This is a genomic window from Brevibacillus invocatus (assembly GCF_003710915.1).
Taxonomy (GTDB): Bacteria; Bacillota; Bacilli; order Brevibacillales; family Brevibacillaceae; genus Brevibacillus; species Brevibacillus invocatus.
This window is the reverse complement of record NZ_RHHR01000036.1, coordinates 21,343-34,989: the sequence shown is the minus strand read 5'-3', so window position 1 is coordinate 34,989 and position 13,647 is coordinate 21,343. Positions and strand designations below refer to the sequence as shown.

Sequence of the window (13,647 nt, the reverse complement as noted above, 5' to 3'; positions counted from 1 at the left end):
ATCAATTATAAGCGGATTCTCCGTGAAAGTCAATATTCGAAATGGTAAGAAAACACGGTAACGAGTAAGAGTCTGAGACTTTTACTGCCAGAAAACGTACTTGCGCTGAATTTTCTGGATCAGTAAATTCAAGAGATAGCCGACGACTGTAATCAGCACAACACACGCCAATACCTTCTCCTGCATCAGGGACGCAGACATGTAGGTCAGGAGATATCCCATGCCCGCTGTCGCTCCAATCATCTCTGTCAGGATCGCGATGATGAAAGCCATAGGCAGGGCAATTTTCAAACCGGTAAAGATAGAAGGCATCGTAGCCGGCAAAAGCACGCGCCAAAAGACCTGGTTGCGGTTTGCTCCCATATTTTCAGCAGCCCACAGATACAGCTTGCCTACGCGAGTCGCACCGTAGTAGGTATTGAGAACGATCGGGAACAGACATTCCAGAAAAATCATCGTGATCTTGGATGCAGAACCGAGACCCAAGATAAAGACTAGGATCGGATAGAGCGCTACGCGCGGGATCGGGAATCCCAGAGAGAAAACGGGCTGCACTAAATCGTTCATCAGCTTCGAGCGGCTCATCATCAGACCCAATGGAACTCCGACGACAGCAGCCAAAGCAAATCCGGAGAATACGCGGAACAAGGTGATGGGCAGATTCTCCATCAGCATCCCGGTCGTGATCAGCTCAAAGGCAACGACAAGTACTTTTGACAAGGAAGGGAACAGCCGCTCAGGCATGATTTGCAGGAATACGATGAGCTCCCATGCCACCACGATCCAAATGAGCGCTTGATATTCGACGAGTAACTTCCAACCTTTTTTCATGATGTTTACCCCCTGTTCTCCGACCACCAGAGCAATCGTGCACGGACAGCCAGCAAAATTCGATCAAACAAAAAGCCGAGAAGGGCAATGAAGAAGACAGAGACAAACATCAAGTCGGTACGTCCGGCCATATCTGCCATCAAGATCATGAAGCCGAGCCCCAAACCGTTGGAAGAACCAATCATTTCAGAGGAGAACATCATGACGAAGGTCAAGCCCAGTGAAACCCGCAATCCATCGAAGATCTTGGGAAGTGCAGCCGGAAGGACTACTTTCCACAAAATCTGTAGTTTGTTGGCTCCCATATTTTCAGCAGCCCAGATGAACACTTGCTTCACCCCGTGCACCCCGTCCTTGGTCGCAATAAAGCAAGGAAAGAATGCGGTCAAAAAGATCAGCAGAACGCGTGTTGTATCCGAGATTCCGAACCACACCATTAATATAGGAAGAAGAGCGATTTTCGGAACAGGATTCAGCACGTCTACGATAGGCTGGAAAAAGGTGCCGATCGGTTTGAAAAATCCTGCTGCAATCCCAAACACGATACCCAGTACCGTAACCAGTAAAAAGCTGAGCAATGAGCGGTACAAGCTGGATGCTGCGTTGGTAAACAGTTCACCGCTTACGAGTAGAGCCCACATCTCTCTCCCCACCACGAACGGGCTGGATAGATACCCCGGAATCCATTGCAGGCTGGCGAGAATTTGCCAAATCGCCAAAAGACCTACAATCTCCAGCACGGCGATTTTTTTCTGGCGACTATCCATCACATTCCCTCCTCATCCGATTTGCCGTCTTCCTGGTGGAGCAGGTCCCAGATATGGTTGCGAATGTTCATAAATTCCTGGGTCTTATGGACGTCAAGCGTACGTGGACGTTGGAAATCAATTTCGATGATTTCTTTGATTACAGCTGGGCGGCCGCTAAAGACGACCACGATGTCGCTAAGGAACACCGCTTCATCAATATCATGGGTTACAAACATCACGCTTTTGTTTGATTCTTGCCAAATGCGTTGCAATTCTACCTGCATTTTTTCACGTGTCTGTGCATCCAATGCGCCAAAAGGCTCATCCATCAGAAGAACATCGGGATTGAAGGCGAGAACTCTTGCCAGGGAAATACGTTGCTTCATACCACCAGACAGCTCGGATGGCAGATTGTTGCGGAAGTCCCACAGATTCACGAGCTTCAAATAATGCTCGACGATCTCGTCCCGCTTCGCTTTCTCCATTCCTTGGATCTCCAGTCCCCATGCCACGTTGTCAAAAACGTTTTTCCAAGGGAAAAGTGCGGATTCCTGAAACATCATTCCGCGGTCAGGACCTGGCTTGTCTACTTCCTTTCCGCGAATCCGGACTGTACCTCTGGTCTTGGGAATAAAGCCACCTACAATATGAAGGAAAGTACTTTTTCCGCATCCACTAGGACCTACAATGCTGACAAATTTTCCTTCCGGTACTTGCAAGCTGATCTCCTGGATAGCAGTGACTTCCTCTTTTCCTCGGGTGTAGACTTTGCCCAACTTCTCAATATCCATGGCTGGTGTCTTGTTTTCCATCACTGATTCTCCTTTTTTCTTTGAAAAACGTCATGCTTTCTAAGGGGTGTGGCAATCGTGTGACGTTTTTCATGAATGATTGATGTGGCGATTCGTCCGTAAACAGATGAGCGGCCCCTATATTGGGGATAGGGGCCGCAGCAATTCGCGCCTATAGTTTACTTAGGCAGGTAAGACATGTCGATGATCGTGCTCGGATCAACAGGCTTGTCCAACCACTTTTCTTCGATCAGCATGTCTTGGAGCTTACCCCATGCCTCGATGTTTACAGTACCGTCGATGGAGCGGTTGTTATCCTGCATTTTTACATACAATGCTGGGTCAGCTTTTACTTTGCCTGCATCGATGATTTTTTGACGAGCTGCTTCACCATTTTCTTGGTAGTACTTCACGGCGTTGACATAGTCACTCAAAAAGTCCTTGATTGCTTGCTCGTTATTGGTAACAAAGTCAGGCTTCGCCATCATGACGAGGAAATCTTCTTCTACATTCACACCTGTTTTGGAGTTGAAGATTTCTACGAATTCGCCGCTTGCATTGGCAGTTTCAAAGTATGGCTGCGGGAAAACACCTACGTCGATTTTCTTGGATTTTACCGCTTCACCCATAGAAGGAATTGGGATGACCGCGTATTTCACATCTGTATCTGGGTTCAATCCTGCAGAGCGAACAGCTGCGCGTGCCCACAGGTCAGTTGGAGCTTTAAAGTCAGGAATACCGATTACTTTGCCTTTCAGATCTGCCATGCTGCTGATGCCAGAATCTTTCAGAGCCATGAACTTGGTATTGAAGCCTTCACCTGGGGTATCTTTCACTACGGAACCGATGACTTTCACTGGAATTCCTTGGGATGCAGCCAGCATCGTTGCACCTTGTCCGATCGATGCGATATCGATTTGATCTGCTTGGTACGCATTCAATCTGTCAGCGTTGGCACGGAATTGCGTGAGATTCAGCGTGTAGCTTTTTCCTTGATTTGGCGTTAACGATGGATCTACTTGCATGAGCCAGAAAGGTTCTTCGGAAGCAAAACCGCCACCCAATCTGATTTCTACCGGTTGATTACCTGCTGTCGCAGCTGCTTGCTCCGCAGGTTTTTGTTCTGCTGCCGGTTGTTGTGCCGGCTGACTGGTCTGTCCGGAACCACAGGCTGCCAAACCGACTGCCATACTCAAGATGAAAGCGATTTTACCCAAACCTTTTTTCACAATGATGCCCCCCTGTACTCTCTTCGATATCGTTTCGCATGAAAAACATGGTTTTTCATATAAACAATATGTTACAAGTTTATTCACATCCTTGTCAATATTGAAAACCGTTAAAATAGTTTAAATATTATTTATCAACAAACAATTAGCTCCCTAACTAAAAACCCATCCTTTACCTGCCAGATGCTTGACAGATAAAGGATGGTTCCACTTCCAGTTATTTACGATAATACTTTATGGATAAAGTAAATTGTCTCTTTCCAAGCGTCTCTGGAGGCCTCCACGTGATAACCGCCACGCGTATCGTTTAGAAATCCGTGGTGCGCTCCCTCGTAAACATTGTACGTAAACGACTTGTTTGCTTCACTCATCGCCTGCTCAAATTCCGGTACGAGCGAAGTAATTTTTGGGTCCAACTCTCCGAAAAAGCCTCGGATCGGACATTGAATAGCAGCAACCTGTTCTTTGGAAACAGGCATTCTGCCGTAGAAATTCACTGCTCCGGCCAGCTTCGGTTCAGAAGCTGCCAGCATGATCGACAAAGCCCCACCCATACAGAAGCCAATCGAGGCGATCTTTTGGCCACGGCTCCATTCATGATCAGCAAGAAAAGCTGTCGCTGCCTGGATACGTTCCAACAATTCCGGCAATTTGCCCAGGTAAGCGAACAAATCCGTAAAGGTGACACGCAGAATTTCCCGAAGCTCCTCTGGCTGTTTCTCCAATGCCGCTTCACGTGCTACCGGGTCATGCCAGGCAGGCGGCGCCAACGTGTCCAGGAATCGCTTGATCTGTTCAATCCGTTCCTCAGTCAAGCTCTCCGGACGCTGGCCACCTACAGCGTACAAATCCGGAGCAACCGCCAGATAACCGGCTCTGGCAAATCTTTCGGTCAGGTCAAGGATGTGATCGTCTGTCCCCCATAATTCCTGGATGACCAGTACGACCGGGAGAGGAGCTTTGGCTCGCTCGGGTCGAGCGGCGTAGAGACGATGTTTGGTTCCATTTTGTTCAAATGAAATCCATTCCGTGTGCATGGACATCTTATCCCCTCCTTCTGGCTAGCTTATATCCATAAAAAGTAGACAACTCATCGGCTGCTTCCAGGATAGCTGGCAATACGGAGCGGGCTACATAATCTTCTGGCAGGACAGACTCGGGTGCCGCAACGCTGATCGCAGCAACCAGTTCTCCACTCTCGTTAAAGATCGGTGCCGCCACTGAGCGGACACCTGCCTCAAATTCCCCGCTGCTGATGGAAAAGCCTTGGTTGCGAACCACTTCCAGCTCTTTCAGCAGAGCCGTGATCATCGTCTTCGTATCCTTGGTGTAGGAATGAAGATCAGAGATGAGAAGCAGCTCCTGCCACTGGTCTTTCGGCTGGAACGCGAGCAAGGTTTTTCCAATCGCTGTAGCATGTGCCGGCAATCGTGAACCGACAGCTACCGAAAGCCGTGTGACACCGCGGGCTGATTCGCAAGCGACATACACGACTGAGGTCTCATCGAGAATCCCCACGTGAGCGGAACCGCCTGTTTCATTTCGCAGCCGCTCCAGATACGGTCTTGCTACATCCGTAATTTGCAAGGTGTTCAGGTAGGCAAAGCCCAATTCCAATACCTTTGGAGTTAGCTCATACCTTTTCGTGCTTTCACTTTGTCTGAGATAACCCAGCTGCTGAAGGGTGAACAACAAGCGAAAGGGGGTTGTTCTGCTGACTCCCAGCTGATTGGCGATTTCTACTAGCGACAGTGTGGGCTGTTCCGGTCGGAATAGCCGCAAAATTTCCAATCCCCTCACCAGGGAACTGGAATTGTAACGATCTTTATCCTCTTTTGTTTTTGCCACCGCTTTGCCCTCTCTCTCATAGAATGGGGGGAGCATGCCGGTCGTACGCTCTTGATTCCATCTAAAATCTTTCCAAAAGCTCGATGATGACATGATAGTCTGAAACAGTATCCATGTAGGCGTATTTTCCATTTCCTGTGAAGAAATAGCCTTTTTGAATCAACGGATAACCCATCGCTTCCAGCTCAGCCGCTTTTTCATCCAGGTTTTTCACCAGGAACGCAATGTGGTGAACGCTCTCGCCTTTGGTATCGAGATGCTCTTTCCAAGTGCTTGGTGAATCACCTGGCTCGATCAGTTCGATCTCAATCAACGGCGTTTTGATGAACATAAAGCGGCACTTTGCTTCTGTCGATTCACCGCGATACACAACCTGCGTCACTTCCGGCTTGCCTTCTTTGAGCACAGTTGGTTTCTCCACACCGAGCAGGGAGCAGTATGCATCCGCTGCTGCATCCAGATCGCGAACGACAACCGCGATTTGAACAACGGTATCAGAGCCAAGCAGAGGCTGATGCTCCTCTGTTTTTGGTTTTACAGGTGGAATCGCTTGTGGCTCATCGCGCTCCAGCAGTTCGAACATCGTCTTGCAAGCAGGAACTGTATCGACATAGGCATAGCGGCCTTGGCTGGATGTAAACTCACCAGTCTGAACGACTGGATATCCGGCTTCGCCCATGATGGCCAACTGCTGCTTCATGTCGTCTACGTCGACTGCCACGTGATGAATCCCTTCCTGTTTGTTCAGGAATTCACGCATGGTGCTTGGCTCTTGGTCAGGCTCAATCAGCTCAATCTGAACGGACGGCGTGTCCATAAAGATCAATTTGTTTCTTGCACCAGTAGGCTCACCGTTAAAAACGATTTTGGAGATGGAGCTGTCACCAGTTAAAAACCAGCTTGGCTTTGGTACGCCCAACAGCCTTCCAAAAGATTCTGCGGCTTTCTCTATATCGTGTACGACAAAACAAATCTGGTTGATCTTGCTCGTTCCCAATAGTGCTTTACTCATGGTTGCAGTCCACTCCTTCTAGCTCAAGCCACGCACTGCAAGTCCACCGTCACTTGAAATCACTTCGCCAGTAATCGCACGCGCTTTATCCGATGCAAGCAGCAGATAAGCACCGACGTGATCCTCCGATGCCATTACGATTTTCAGGGGATTGCGCGTCTTGATGCTTTTTGCCTTGGTCTCGTTGTCTACCACGTTTACAAATGGGCGCAACGGAGGAATGACGGAGAGCGCTGTCAGCGTTCCCCCAGGAGCTACTGCATTGACACGGATATCTGGTGCAAGCTCAAAGGCAAGCTGTCTCATCAAGCCGATCTGAGCGTGCTTGCTCGCTGTGTACCAGACACCGCCACCATCCGGGTAGAAGCCTGCCCCGGACACGGTGAAAATGATGTTCCCCCGCGTCCGTTTCAGCTCGTCTACAGCAGCCTTGGCAGCGAAGAAGCTGCCTTTTACATTGATAGAGAAAAGGACGTCGTACGCCTCAGACAATGCTTCCGGGGTGACATTGACGAACTTGGCAAAAGCATCGAAGACACCAGCGTTGGAGATCAGAACATCCAGCTTTCCGAATGCATCGACTGCCGTCTCCACAGCTCGCTGATGATCTTCATAGATCGTCACATCCCCTGTGATCGTGCGAATCTTGTCGCCAAACTGCTGTTCCAGCTCTTGTAGTCCTTCTGCTGAGCGATCCAGTACGGTAACGAAAGCTCCTTCATTTACGAGGCCTTCTACGACCGCTCTACCGATCCCGGAGGCACCGCCCGTAATATACACTGATTTTCCCGAAAGCTCTGCCATTGCTGACTTCCTCCTCTACTTATACGAAAATGGCCAGGTTACGCGTGTTGATCGTAGTTTGATCGATCAGGAAGAAACGTTTGGACAGCTTCCACTCTCCATCTACATAAGTGAATTCATCCGTTCTTTCACCGGATACCAGATCGTTGAAGATGTCAGTGGAACGGCTGCGGTACAGGAGCAGGTAGCTCTTCACTACCGCTTTTTCGTTCGCAACATACTCCATGACACGCACATTGTTCACCGAGCGGCGAGTACGCGAAGGCGGCATTTCCGCCCACGCATACTCGGTTTTCAGACGTTCGATACGCAGCTTCATCAGCTCGTAATCGTCGTTGAATGCAAACATGTCTGTCGCATAGTCAGGTCGCTCCATGCCTTCCTTGTTTATGCGAACAGGCATGACGTATTTAATGTCCGGATGGAACATCGCAAACCAGCCGTCAAAATCAATCTCATCCAGCAGGCTTGCCTCGCGGTACAGCCATTGCTGAAACTCATGTGTTGCCAGCATCATTTCCATGCTCATCGTGTTCTTCCTCCTCTACAGATTACGAGTTCATCAGGTCGAGCCAGTACCGGTAAAAGTTACGGGAGCCAGCTTCAGAGAACTTGTCAGTGTAGGCCACACCAGGACCCGGGAAGTCTGTCAATGGTTCACGATGCATTCCCATTGTGTAGTTGTACGTCAATTGTTTCGTGAATGGCATCGTACCGCTCGCAGCTGCTGTAATATCCGTAAATACTTCTGTGTCATCCTGCTCGAAGATTCCGGATGGACTGAAAGTCAGGATATACGCTTCACGAGAGCGTTGTTTCCAGTCTTCTGTTGCGTTTTTCTCTACCATGAACCAGGTCATGACTTCCATCTTGTCAGGTCCAACCGGCTTCCACAGACGCATAGTCGTATTGGAGATCAGCTGATCCTTGATTTTCGTATGGGATACCAGAAGCGACAGATTCGGGAAGATGGTTCCGATCAGGTTTTTCAGATTGGACATCATCTCGAACTGTGCTTCCGATAGATTGGCTTTGTACTCGTCCATCAGGTTTGGCGGGAATGCGAAGTCTGGGTTCGGCATTCCGATGTTGCAGCCGTGACCATTCTCTGTGTGCACCTGGTAGCCGCGTTTGGAGTAAGTCGCGCTCGGAACCATGCCGAGAGCCGCGATCGAACCATGCGTTACCATGGTGTGGTAGGAGTCGCTGACGAAGTTGTCAGAACCGATCTTCCAGTTGGAGTGCACGATGAATTTTTGTGGTGGTCCAACGACTTCCATCTCGGTACGACCAAATACGATGTCAATGTACCATTTATAATCGCCCAGGAATTCTTCCAATGGCTGCGGATTGTCGTTCCAGGTACCGAAGATCAACCCTTTGTAGGTCGCAATGGTTACCTTTTTCAGGCTCATGGTGGACTTGTCGAGTTGACCACCATAGATGTCGTTTTGCAGCGGTACACCGATCAATTCACCGTTGTTGCGGAAGTTAAAACCGTGGTACGGACAAGTAAAGTTCGCCTTGTTGCCTTTGTCAGCACGGCAAAGCTTCATTCCGCGGTGCGTACACATGTTGTAGAAAGCGCGAATCTCGTCATCCTGTCCACGTGCAATAATGACGGAGTAACCGGCCAAATCACGAGTCAGATAGTCATTTTTTTCGGACAACTCGGATTCATGTCCGAGGAGAACCCACGTTTTCATGAAGATCTTTTCATGTTCCAGCTTGTAGATGGTTGGATCCGCCAAAATGTAGGCTGGAATGACTCCTTCTTCTGGCCGAACAGTTTCGTTCAAATATTGAAGGGTCTCTTCACGGGTCATTTCGTCAAGAAGCACTTCTGGCTTGTTCATACGTGATCACTCCATTTCCGAACTTTTGGTCTTTCTTCATTTCCTTATTACAGATTGGCTTGCGCATAAAGGCGAACCTCAGCGCCTTCCTTTTTCAAAGTCGTGATATACGCCAGGAATCCGATGAGGGCCACAACAATCAGCATGATAATCGAAGGACCGAAGTCACCACCCGCTGAATCGCGCATGAAGCCCATGATGTAGCTGGAAAAACCACCAAGGATGTTAGTAAAGCCCATCAGACCTGCTGCTCGACCCGCTGTTTCAGGGGTAGAGAACTTCACGATAAACAGGTTGCTGAGTTGGAAAACCCCACCTTGTGTACCCATGGCAAGCCCCAGTGCAATACCTGCAACAATGGGAGTTGTCGAATTGAATGCAATAGTCAGACAGACTGCGCACAGAGCAAACAGAATCGTGGCAAGCATCGCAGGACGTTTTGTTTTGTCTGCCAGAAAACCGCAAAGCAAAACGAAAACCAAAGCAAACACCCATGACAGAGAAGTGATTCCAGCCATTTCTTCTGTAGCGAAGCCCTTACCTTGCGTCAAATAGGTCGGCAGCCAAATACTGATACCGAAGAAGAGGAACGACGACGCCAGCATTCCCACCCATACCATCCAGTAACGAAAATCTTGTGTAAACTTTTGACCTTCTTCTTTTTTGGCTGTCACATCGACTTCGCGGATGTAAGCCAGCTCTTCCTTGCTCAAGCGTGGATGCTCTTCCGGTGTCTCACGTGTGAGATAGAGGAACATCGGAATGTTGATCAAAAGGTTACACGCTGCCAGCAAGAAGAAGGAGTAATGCCAGTTGAAGTTGGCAATCAACATGGACAAGGCAAGTGCACCAAGCGCAGGTCCGAGATAGTTACCAGTCAACCAGGATGCCTGCGCTCTCCCCAGTTCTCTACGGTTAAACCAGTTCGCAATAAACTTACCTGAAACCGGAATCATGATCCCTTCACCAATACCCAGGATGATTCTGGATACCAGGAACATTTCATAAGAAGTAGCCATACCGGCCATGATCATCGTGATTCCCCACACAACCAACCCTAGAATGGCTGTTTTTCGGGCACCGAGCTTGTCGATGACCACACCCCAGAACAGGTTGGACAACGCATAGGAGACCGTAAATATAAAGGTCATGAAACCGATCTTCGCGTTTTTGTCAGGGCCTGTAAGTCCCATGTCTTGCAGGAACCCTGGATCGGTCTGAATCACAGAGATGCCAAGCTTATCTATCTGGCCAAAAAACCAAAAGAAGAAAATAGGGATTGAAATGTATACCCATCGCATGTTTTTGCTTAGCATAATCTGCGCCTCCTGGTGTTATGGACTCTAGTTGAGTGTGGGCGTAAAGCTATTTAATTGGCAAAGCCGTACTTGTCTGCAAACAAATCAATGCTGCACCACTCGGTTTCGCGACTCAGTCCACTCTCTTTTAATCCTGGGAAATCATAGTGAAGATCTTGGAAGATCGTATGGTTGTTGAAGAATACAGCACCCGCTTCGAGGCGGTCTGCAAGCTCCTCGGCCTTTTGCTGGTCTCTAGTCCAGACGGAAGCACGCAAGCCGAATTCGGTATCGTTCGCCATCGCGATTACTTCGTCCAGATCGGAGAACTTCAATACCGGAATGACCGGGCCAAACTGCTCAGCTCGAACCAGTTCACTCGATTGAGTCACGCCGGTTGCGATCGAAGGAAGCATGAAGTAGCCTTTGTCCCAGGTTTCTTCATCCAGCTTGTTTCCGAGGGTTTCTACTTGAGCACCTTCTTCTTTGGTGCGCTCGATCAAGCCTTTTACGTAGTCGTACTGCGCTTTGTTGTTGATGGGTCCCATCATAGAGTCTGGCTGAATGCCGTTTCCGACAATCATGCGGGAAAATTCTTTCTTCAGCTTTTCCATGAATTCATCGTAGCGAGATTCGTGGACGTATACCCGCTTGATAGCGGAGCACACTTGACCAGCTGCACGGAGGATTCCCATGCGAATGCGTTGCATCGCGGTTTCGTCCAATACAGCATCCTGGAGAATGATCGCTGGGTCATTTCCGCCCAATTCCATGTACAGCTTTTTCACAGTCCCTGCAGACATGCTCATGATTTGCTTGCCTGTCTCCGTACTTCCTGTGAAAGCAATCGTACGAACGCGAGGATCGGTACATACTACCTCGCCCACCATAGCTCCGGAACCAGTCACGATATTGATCACGCCTGGCGGCAACACGGCAGCTACGACCTTCAGCGTTTCCAGAACAGTCAACGGACAGTCTGTTGCCGGTTTGACCACGACACTGTTCCCCGCCAATACAGCTGGAATTACGCGTTTGAAGGTGAGAATCATCGGCGAGTTCCAAGGCGAGATGACGGCTGTAACACCGCGCGGACGACGACGGATTTGCACCATTTGTCCGCCTGGCAGCGTTTCGGTCTTCCAGAATTCAAGCAGCGCATCTGCGCCCTTGCTCATGATCTCTACACAGCGCATGATGTCTTTTTTCGCTTCTACCAGCGGCTTTCCGTTTTCACGAACAAAGAGAGGCACGGTAGATTCGATGATTTCAGCCAATTTTTCAGAGGCTGCCTTGACCATTTCCGCTCTTTTTTCAACCGGTGTGCCAGCCCAAACGGCAAACGCTTGCTCAGCTGCATCGATCGCTTGTTTTACATCTTCTTTTGTACAGAGAGCTACCTGACCAACCACTTCTGAAATGTTGGCGGGGTTGGTCACGTCTGTGACCTTCCCCCCCTTGATCCACTCACCATTAATCAGAAATTGGCCGGAAATGCTCGGATATGCGTTAGTCATGGTTGTTCGGCCTCCTTACAGTTTTTTCGGCTTGAACGCGTCTGCCGCTCCTGGAGGTCCACCAAATGGTTTAGCCATAGGACCTACCGCATTCATGTCTACGACGATCATTGTTGGCTTTCTACGCGCTACCGCTGCTTCCAGCTCGTTCACCAGTTCATCTGGAGAACCGACGCGGTTTGATTCATACCCCATCGACTTCGCCAGCATGACGAAATCAGGACTTACCAGATCTACGGCAACTTGGCGACCGTATGCAGCATCCTGGATGTTGCGCAGTACACCATAACCAGCATCGTCAAACAACAGAACGATCAATGGCAGGTTTTCCTGAACCGCTACGGGCATTTCACCTACATTCAACATGTAGCCGCCGTCACCAGCCATCAGAACAACCACGCGATCCAGTTGTCCCATTTGAGCACCCAGCGCTGTCGGCAAGCCTTGTCCGATTCCGCCGCCGGAAGCATGGATCGAAGTACGTGGCTCGTAAATTTCGAACAAACGGCTGCCCCATACGTTCGCTGGAACGGTAACGTCACGAACCAGAATAGCGTCTTTTGGCAATACGCGGCGCATGCCATCGACAATCGCTTCATATGGACCCAATGTGTCACGCAGGATTCCGCGAATTTTTTCGCGAACCGCTTTTACTTCTTCTACATAACCAGCATCAGGTGTAGAGCCTTTTTGTTGCAGCGCTTCGTTCAAGGCTGACAGGATGGGCTTCGCTTCACCCAGCAAGCCGTGTGTTACTTCGTAGTTGCGGTTGAACGCATTCAGATCCGCATCGATGCTGATGTGGTTTTCTGGTGCTGTTACTTTCCAGTTCGCTGTCTCGTTGCCGCGGAAGCGAACGCCTACGCTTACGAGCAAGTCGGAATTTTTCAACAGCTCTTTCACTGCTTCATAGGCCGCAAAGTGACCGATGCATTGCGGATGATCTTCCGAAATGGAGCCTTTGCCGGATTGGCTGGTGATGACAGCCGCGCCAGTCAATTCAGCCAGCTTGGTCAGTTCTTTGGAAGCGTTCGCAGAAATGACACCGCCACCCGCCCAGATCACAGGACGACGGGAATTCGCCAGGGCTTCGATCACTTCAGCCGGGATCACTGGAGCTACTGGAGTATGGGTCAATGTTTGCACGTTTTCGATTTTGCTTTGTGGAACGATTGCAGATTGGAAATCAATCGGGATTTCCAGTGATACTGGACCTGCAGGAGCAGCAAGCGCTGTCTGGATCGCGTTGCGCACGACAGAAGCCGCTTGCTCTGGCTTGCGGAGGCGATACGCTTCCTTACAGCAGCCTTTCATCATGGAAAGCTGATCTTTACACTCGTGGATGTAGCCTCGGCCTGTACCCAAGTATTTGGAGCCTACTTCACCAGTCAGGTGCAAGACAGGCGTACCTGCTGCCCAAGCTTCCACCAGGGAACCTGCAGCATTTCCTGCACCGCTACCTGTACTTGTGATGACAACACCCAATTTACCTGTGGATCTCGCATAGCCATCTGCCATGTTGGCAGCACCGCTCTCACCGCGAGAGCAGACAATCCGGATGCTTCCTTCGCGCAAGAGTGCGTCGTAGATTGGCATGTTGTGAATACTGACGACACCGAAAACCACTTCAACCCCGGCGCGTACAAGTTCAGCTACGACCGCATCCGCTGCCGTATATTCCATTTGCGCATTTGTAGTCATGATGTACCCCT

13 protein-coding genes are annotated in these 13,647 nt (G+C 49.7%); all 13 read right to left on the bottom strand.

Annotation, left to right across the window (positions count from 1 at the left end; all coding sequences use genetic code 11):
- Window positions 1–81: 81 nt before the first annotated feature.
- The 13 genes from EDM52_RS18185 to EDM52_RS18125 all read right to left on the bottom strand — a co-directional run bounded on the left by EDM52_RS18185 (window position 82) and on the right by EDM52_RS18125 (window position 13,636).
- The gene (locus EDM52_RS18185; RefSeq protein ID WP_122910374.1) at window positions 82–831 is read right to left on the bottom strand and encodes an ABC transporter permease; all 750 of its coding nucleotides are present in this window, start codon (window positions 829–831) and stop codon (window positions 82–84) included.
- Window positions 832–836: 5 nt separating this feature from the next.
- Window positions 837–1,598, bottom strand: coding sequence for an ABC transporter permease (locus EDM52_RS18180; RefSeq protein ID WP_122910373.1), 762 nt, complete (start codon window positions 1,596–1,598; stop codon window positions 837–839).
- Window positions 1,598–2,392 (bottom strand): ABC transporter ATP-binding protein, encoded by a 795-nt coding sequence (locus EDM52_RS18175; protein WP_122910372.1) that lies wholly within the window; start codon window positions 2,390–2,392, stop codon window positions 1,598–1,600. Before EDM52_RS18175 ends, EDM52_RS18180 begins: the two co-directional genes overlap by 1 nt.
- A gap of 158 nt (window positions 2,393–2,550) precedes the next feature.
- The gene (locus EDM52_RS18170; protein WP_122910371.1) at window positions 2,551–3,600 is read right to left on the bottom strand and encodes an ABC transporter substrate-binding protein; all 1,050 of its coding nucleotides are present in this window, start codon (window positions 3,598–3,600) and stop codon (window positions 2,551–2,553) included.
- A 221-nt stretch (window positions 3,601–3,821) separates the two neighbouring features.
- The gene (locus tag EDM52_RS18165) at window positions 3,822–4,643 is read right to left on the bottom strand and encodes a dienelactone hydrolase family protein (protein ID WP_122910370.1); all 822 of its coding nucleotides are present in this window, start codon (window positions 4,641–4,643) and stop codon (window positions 3,822–3,824) included.
- Between the two features lies 1 nt (window position 4,644).
- Window positions 4,645–5,448 (bottom strand): IclR family transcriptional regulator, encoded by an 804-nt coding sequence (locus EDM52_RS18160; RefSeq protein WP_245997095.1) that lies wholly within the window; start codon window positions 5,446–5,448, stop codon window positions 4,645–4,647.
- 61 nt (window positions 5,449–5,509) lie between these two features.
- Window positions 5,510–6,460: a VOC family protein gene (locus tag EDM52_RS18155; RefSeq protein ID WP_122910368.1), complete on the bottom strand. Its 951-nt coding sequence runs from the start codon at window positions 6,458–6,460 to the stop codon at window positions 5,510–5,512.
- 18 nt (window positions 6,461–6,478) lie between these two features.
- Window positions 6,479–7,264: an SDR family NAD(P)-dependent oxidoreductase gene (locus EDM52_RS18150; RefSeq protein WP_122910367.1), complete on the bottom strand. Its 786-nt coding sequence runs from the start codon at window positions 7,262–7,264 to the stop codon at window positions 6,479–6,481.
- A 19-nt stretch (window positions 7,265–7,283) separates the two neighbouring features.
- Complete coding sequence (locus tag EDM52_RS18145; protein WP_122910366.1) at window positions 7,284–7,793, bottom strand: aromatic-ring-hydroxylating dioxygenase subunit beta; 510 nt, start codon at window positions 7,791–7,793, stop codon at window positions 7,284–7,286.
- Window positions 7,794–7,815: 22 nt separating this feature from the next.
- The gene (locus EDM52_RS18140; RefSeq protein WP_122910365.1) at window positions 7,816–9,120 is read right to left on the bottom strand and encodes an aromatic ring-hydroxylating dioxygenase subunit alpha; all 1,305 of its coding nucleotides are present in this window, start codon (window positions 9,118–9,120) and stop codon (window positions 7,816–7,818) included.
- A gap of 47 nt (window positions 9,121–9,167) precedes the next feature.
- Entirely contained in the window at window positions 9,168–10,436 is a 1,269-nt protein-coding gene (locus tag EDM52_RS18135) for an MFS transporter (RefSeq protein ID WP_122910364.1), read from the bottom strand.
- A 53-nt stretch (window positions 10,437–10,489) separates the two neighbouring features.
- Entirely contained in the window at window positions 10,490–11,935 is a 1,446-nt protein-coding gene (locus EDM52_RS18130; RefSeq protein ID WP_122910363.1) for an aldehyde dehydrogenase family protein, read from the bottom strand.
- Window positions 11,936–11,950: 15 nt separating this feature from the next.
- Entirely contained in the window at window positions 11,951–13,636 is a 1,686-nt protein-coding gene (locus tag EDM52_RS18125) for a thiamine pyrophosphate-binding protein (RefSeq protein ID WP_122910362.1), read from the bottom strand.
- Window positions 13,637–13,647: the final 11 nt, after the last annotated feature.

What these genes read in the sequence shown, in the direction of transcription:
- EDM52_RS18185 (WP_122910374.1), bottom strand. Translation starts at nt 831, where the DNA reads ATGAAAAAAGGTTGGAAGTTACTCGTCGAATATCAAGCGCTCATTTGG.
- EDM52_RS18180 (WP_122910373.1), bottom strand. Translation starts at nt 1,598, where the DNA reads ATGGATAGTCGCCAGAAAAAAATCGCCGTGCTGGAGATTGTAGGTCTT.
- EDM52_RS18175 (WP_122910372.1), bottom strand. Translation starts at nt 2,392, where the DNA reads ATGGAAAACAAGACACCAGCCATGGATATTGAGAAGTTGGGCAAAGTC.
- EDM52_RS18165 (WP_122910370.1), bottom strand. Translation starts at nt 4,643, where the DNA reads ATGTCCATGCACACGGAATGGATTTCATTTGAACAAAATGGAACCAAA.
- EDM52_RS18155 (WP_122910368.1), bottom strand. Translation starts at nt 6,460, where the DNA reads ATGAGTAAAGCACTATTGGGAACGAGCAAGATCAACCAGATTTGTTTT.
- EDM52_RS18150 (WP_122910367.1), bottom strand. Translation starts at nt 7,264, where the DNA reads ATGGCAGAGCTTTCGGGAAAATCAGTGTATATTACGGGCGGTGCCTCC.
- EDM52_RS18145 (WP_122910366.1), bottom strand. Translation starts at nt 7,793, where the DNA reads ATGAGCATGGAAATGATGCTGGCAACACATGAGTTTCAGCAATGGCTG.
- EDM52_RS18140 (WP_122910365.1), bottom strand. Translation starts at nt 9,120, where the DNA reads ATGAACAAGCCAGAAGTGCTTCTTGACGAAATGACCCGTGAAGAGACC.
- EDM52_RS18135 (WP_122910364.1), bottom strand. Translation starts at nt 10,436, where the DNA reads ATGCTAAGCAAAAACATGCGATGGGTATACATTTCAATCCCTATTTTC.
- EDM52_RS18130 (WP_122910363.1), bottom strand. Translation starts at nt 11,935, where the DNA reads ATGACTAACGCATATCCGAGCATTTCCGGCCAATTTCTGATTAATGGT.
- EDM52_RS18125 (WP_122910362.1), bottom strand. Translation starts at nt 13,636, where the DNA reads ATGACTACAAATGCGCAAATGGAATATACGGCAGCGGATGCGGTCGTA.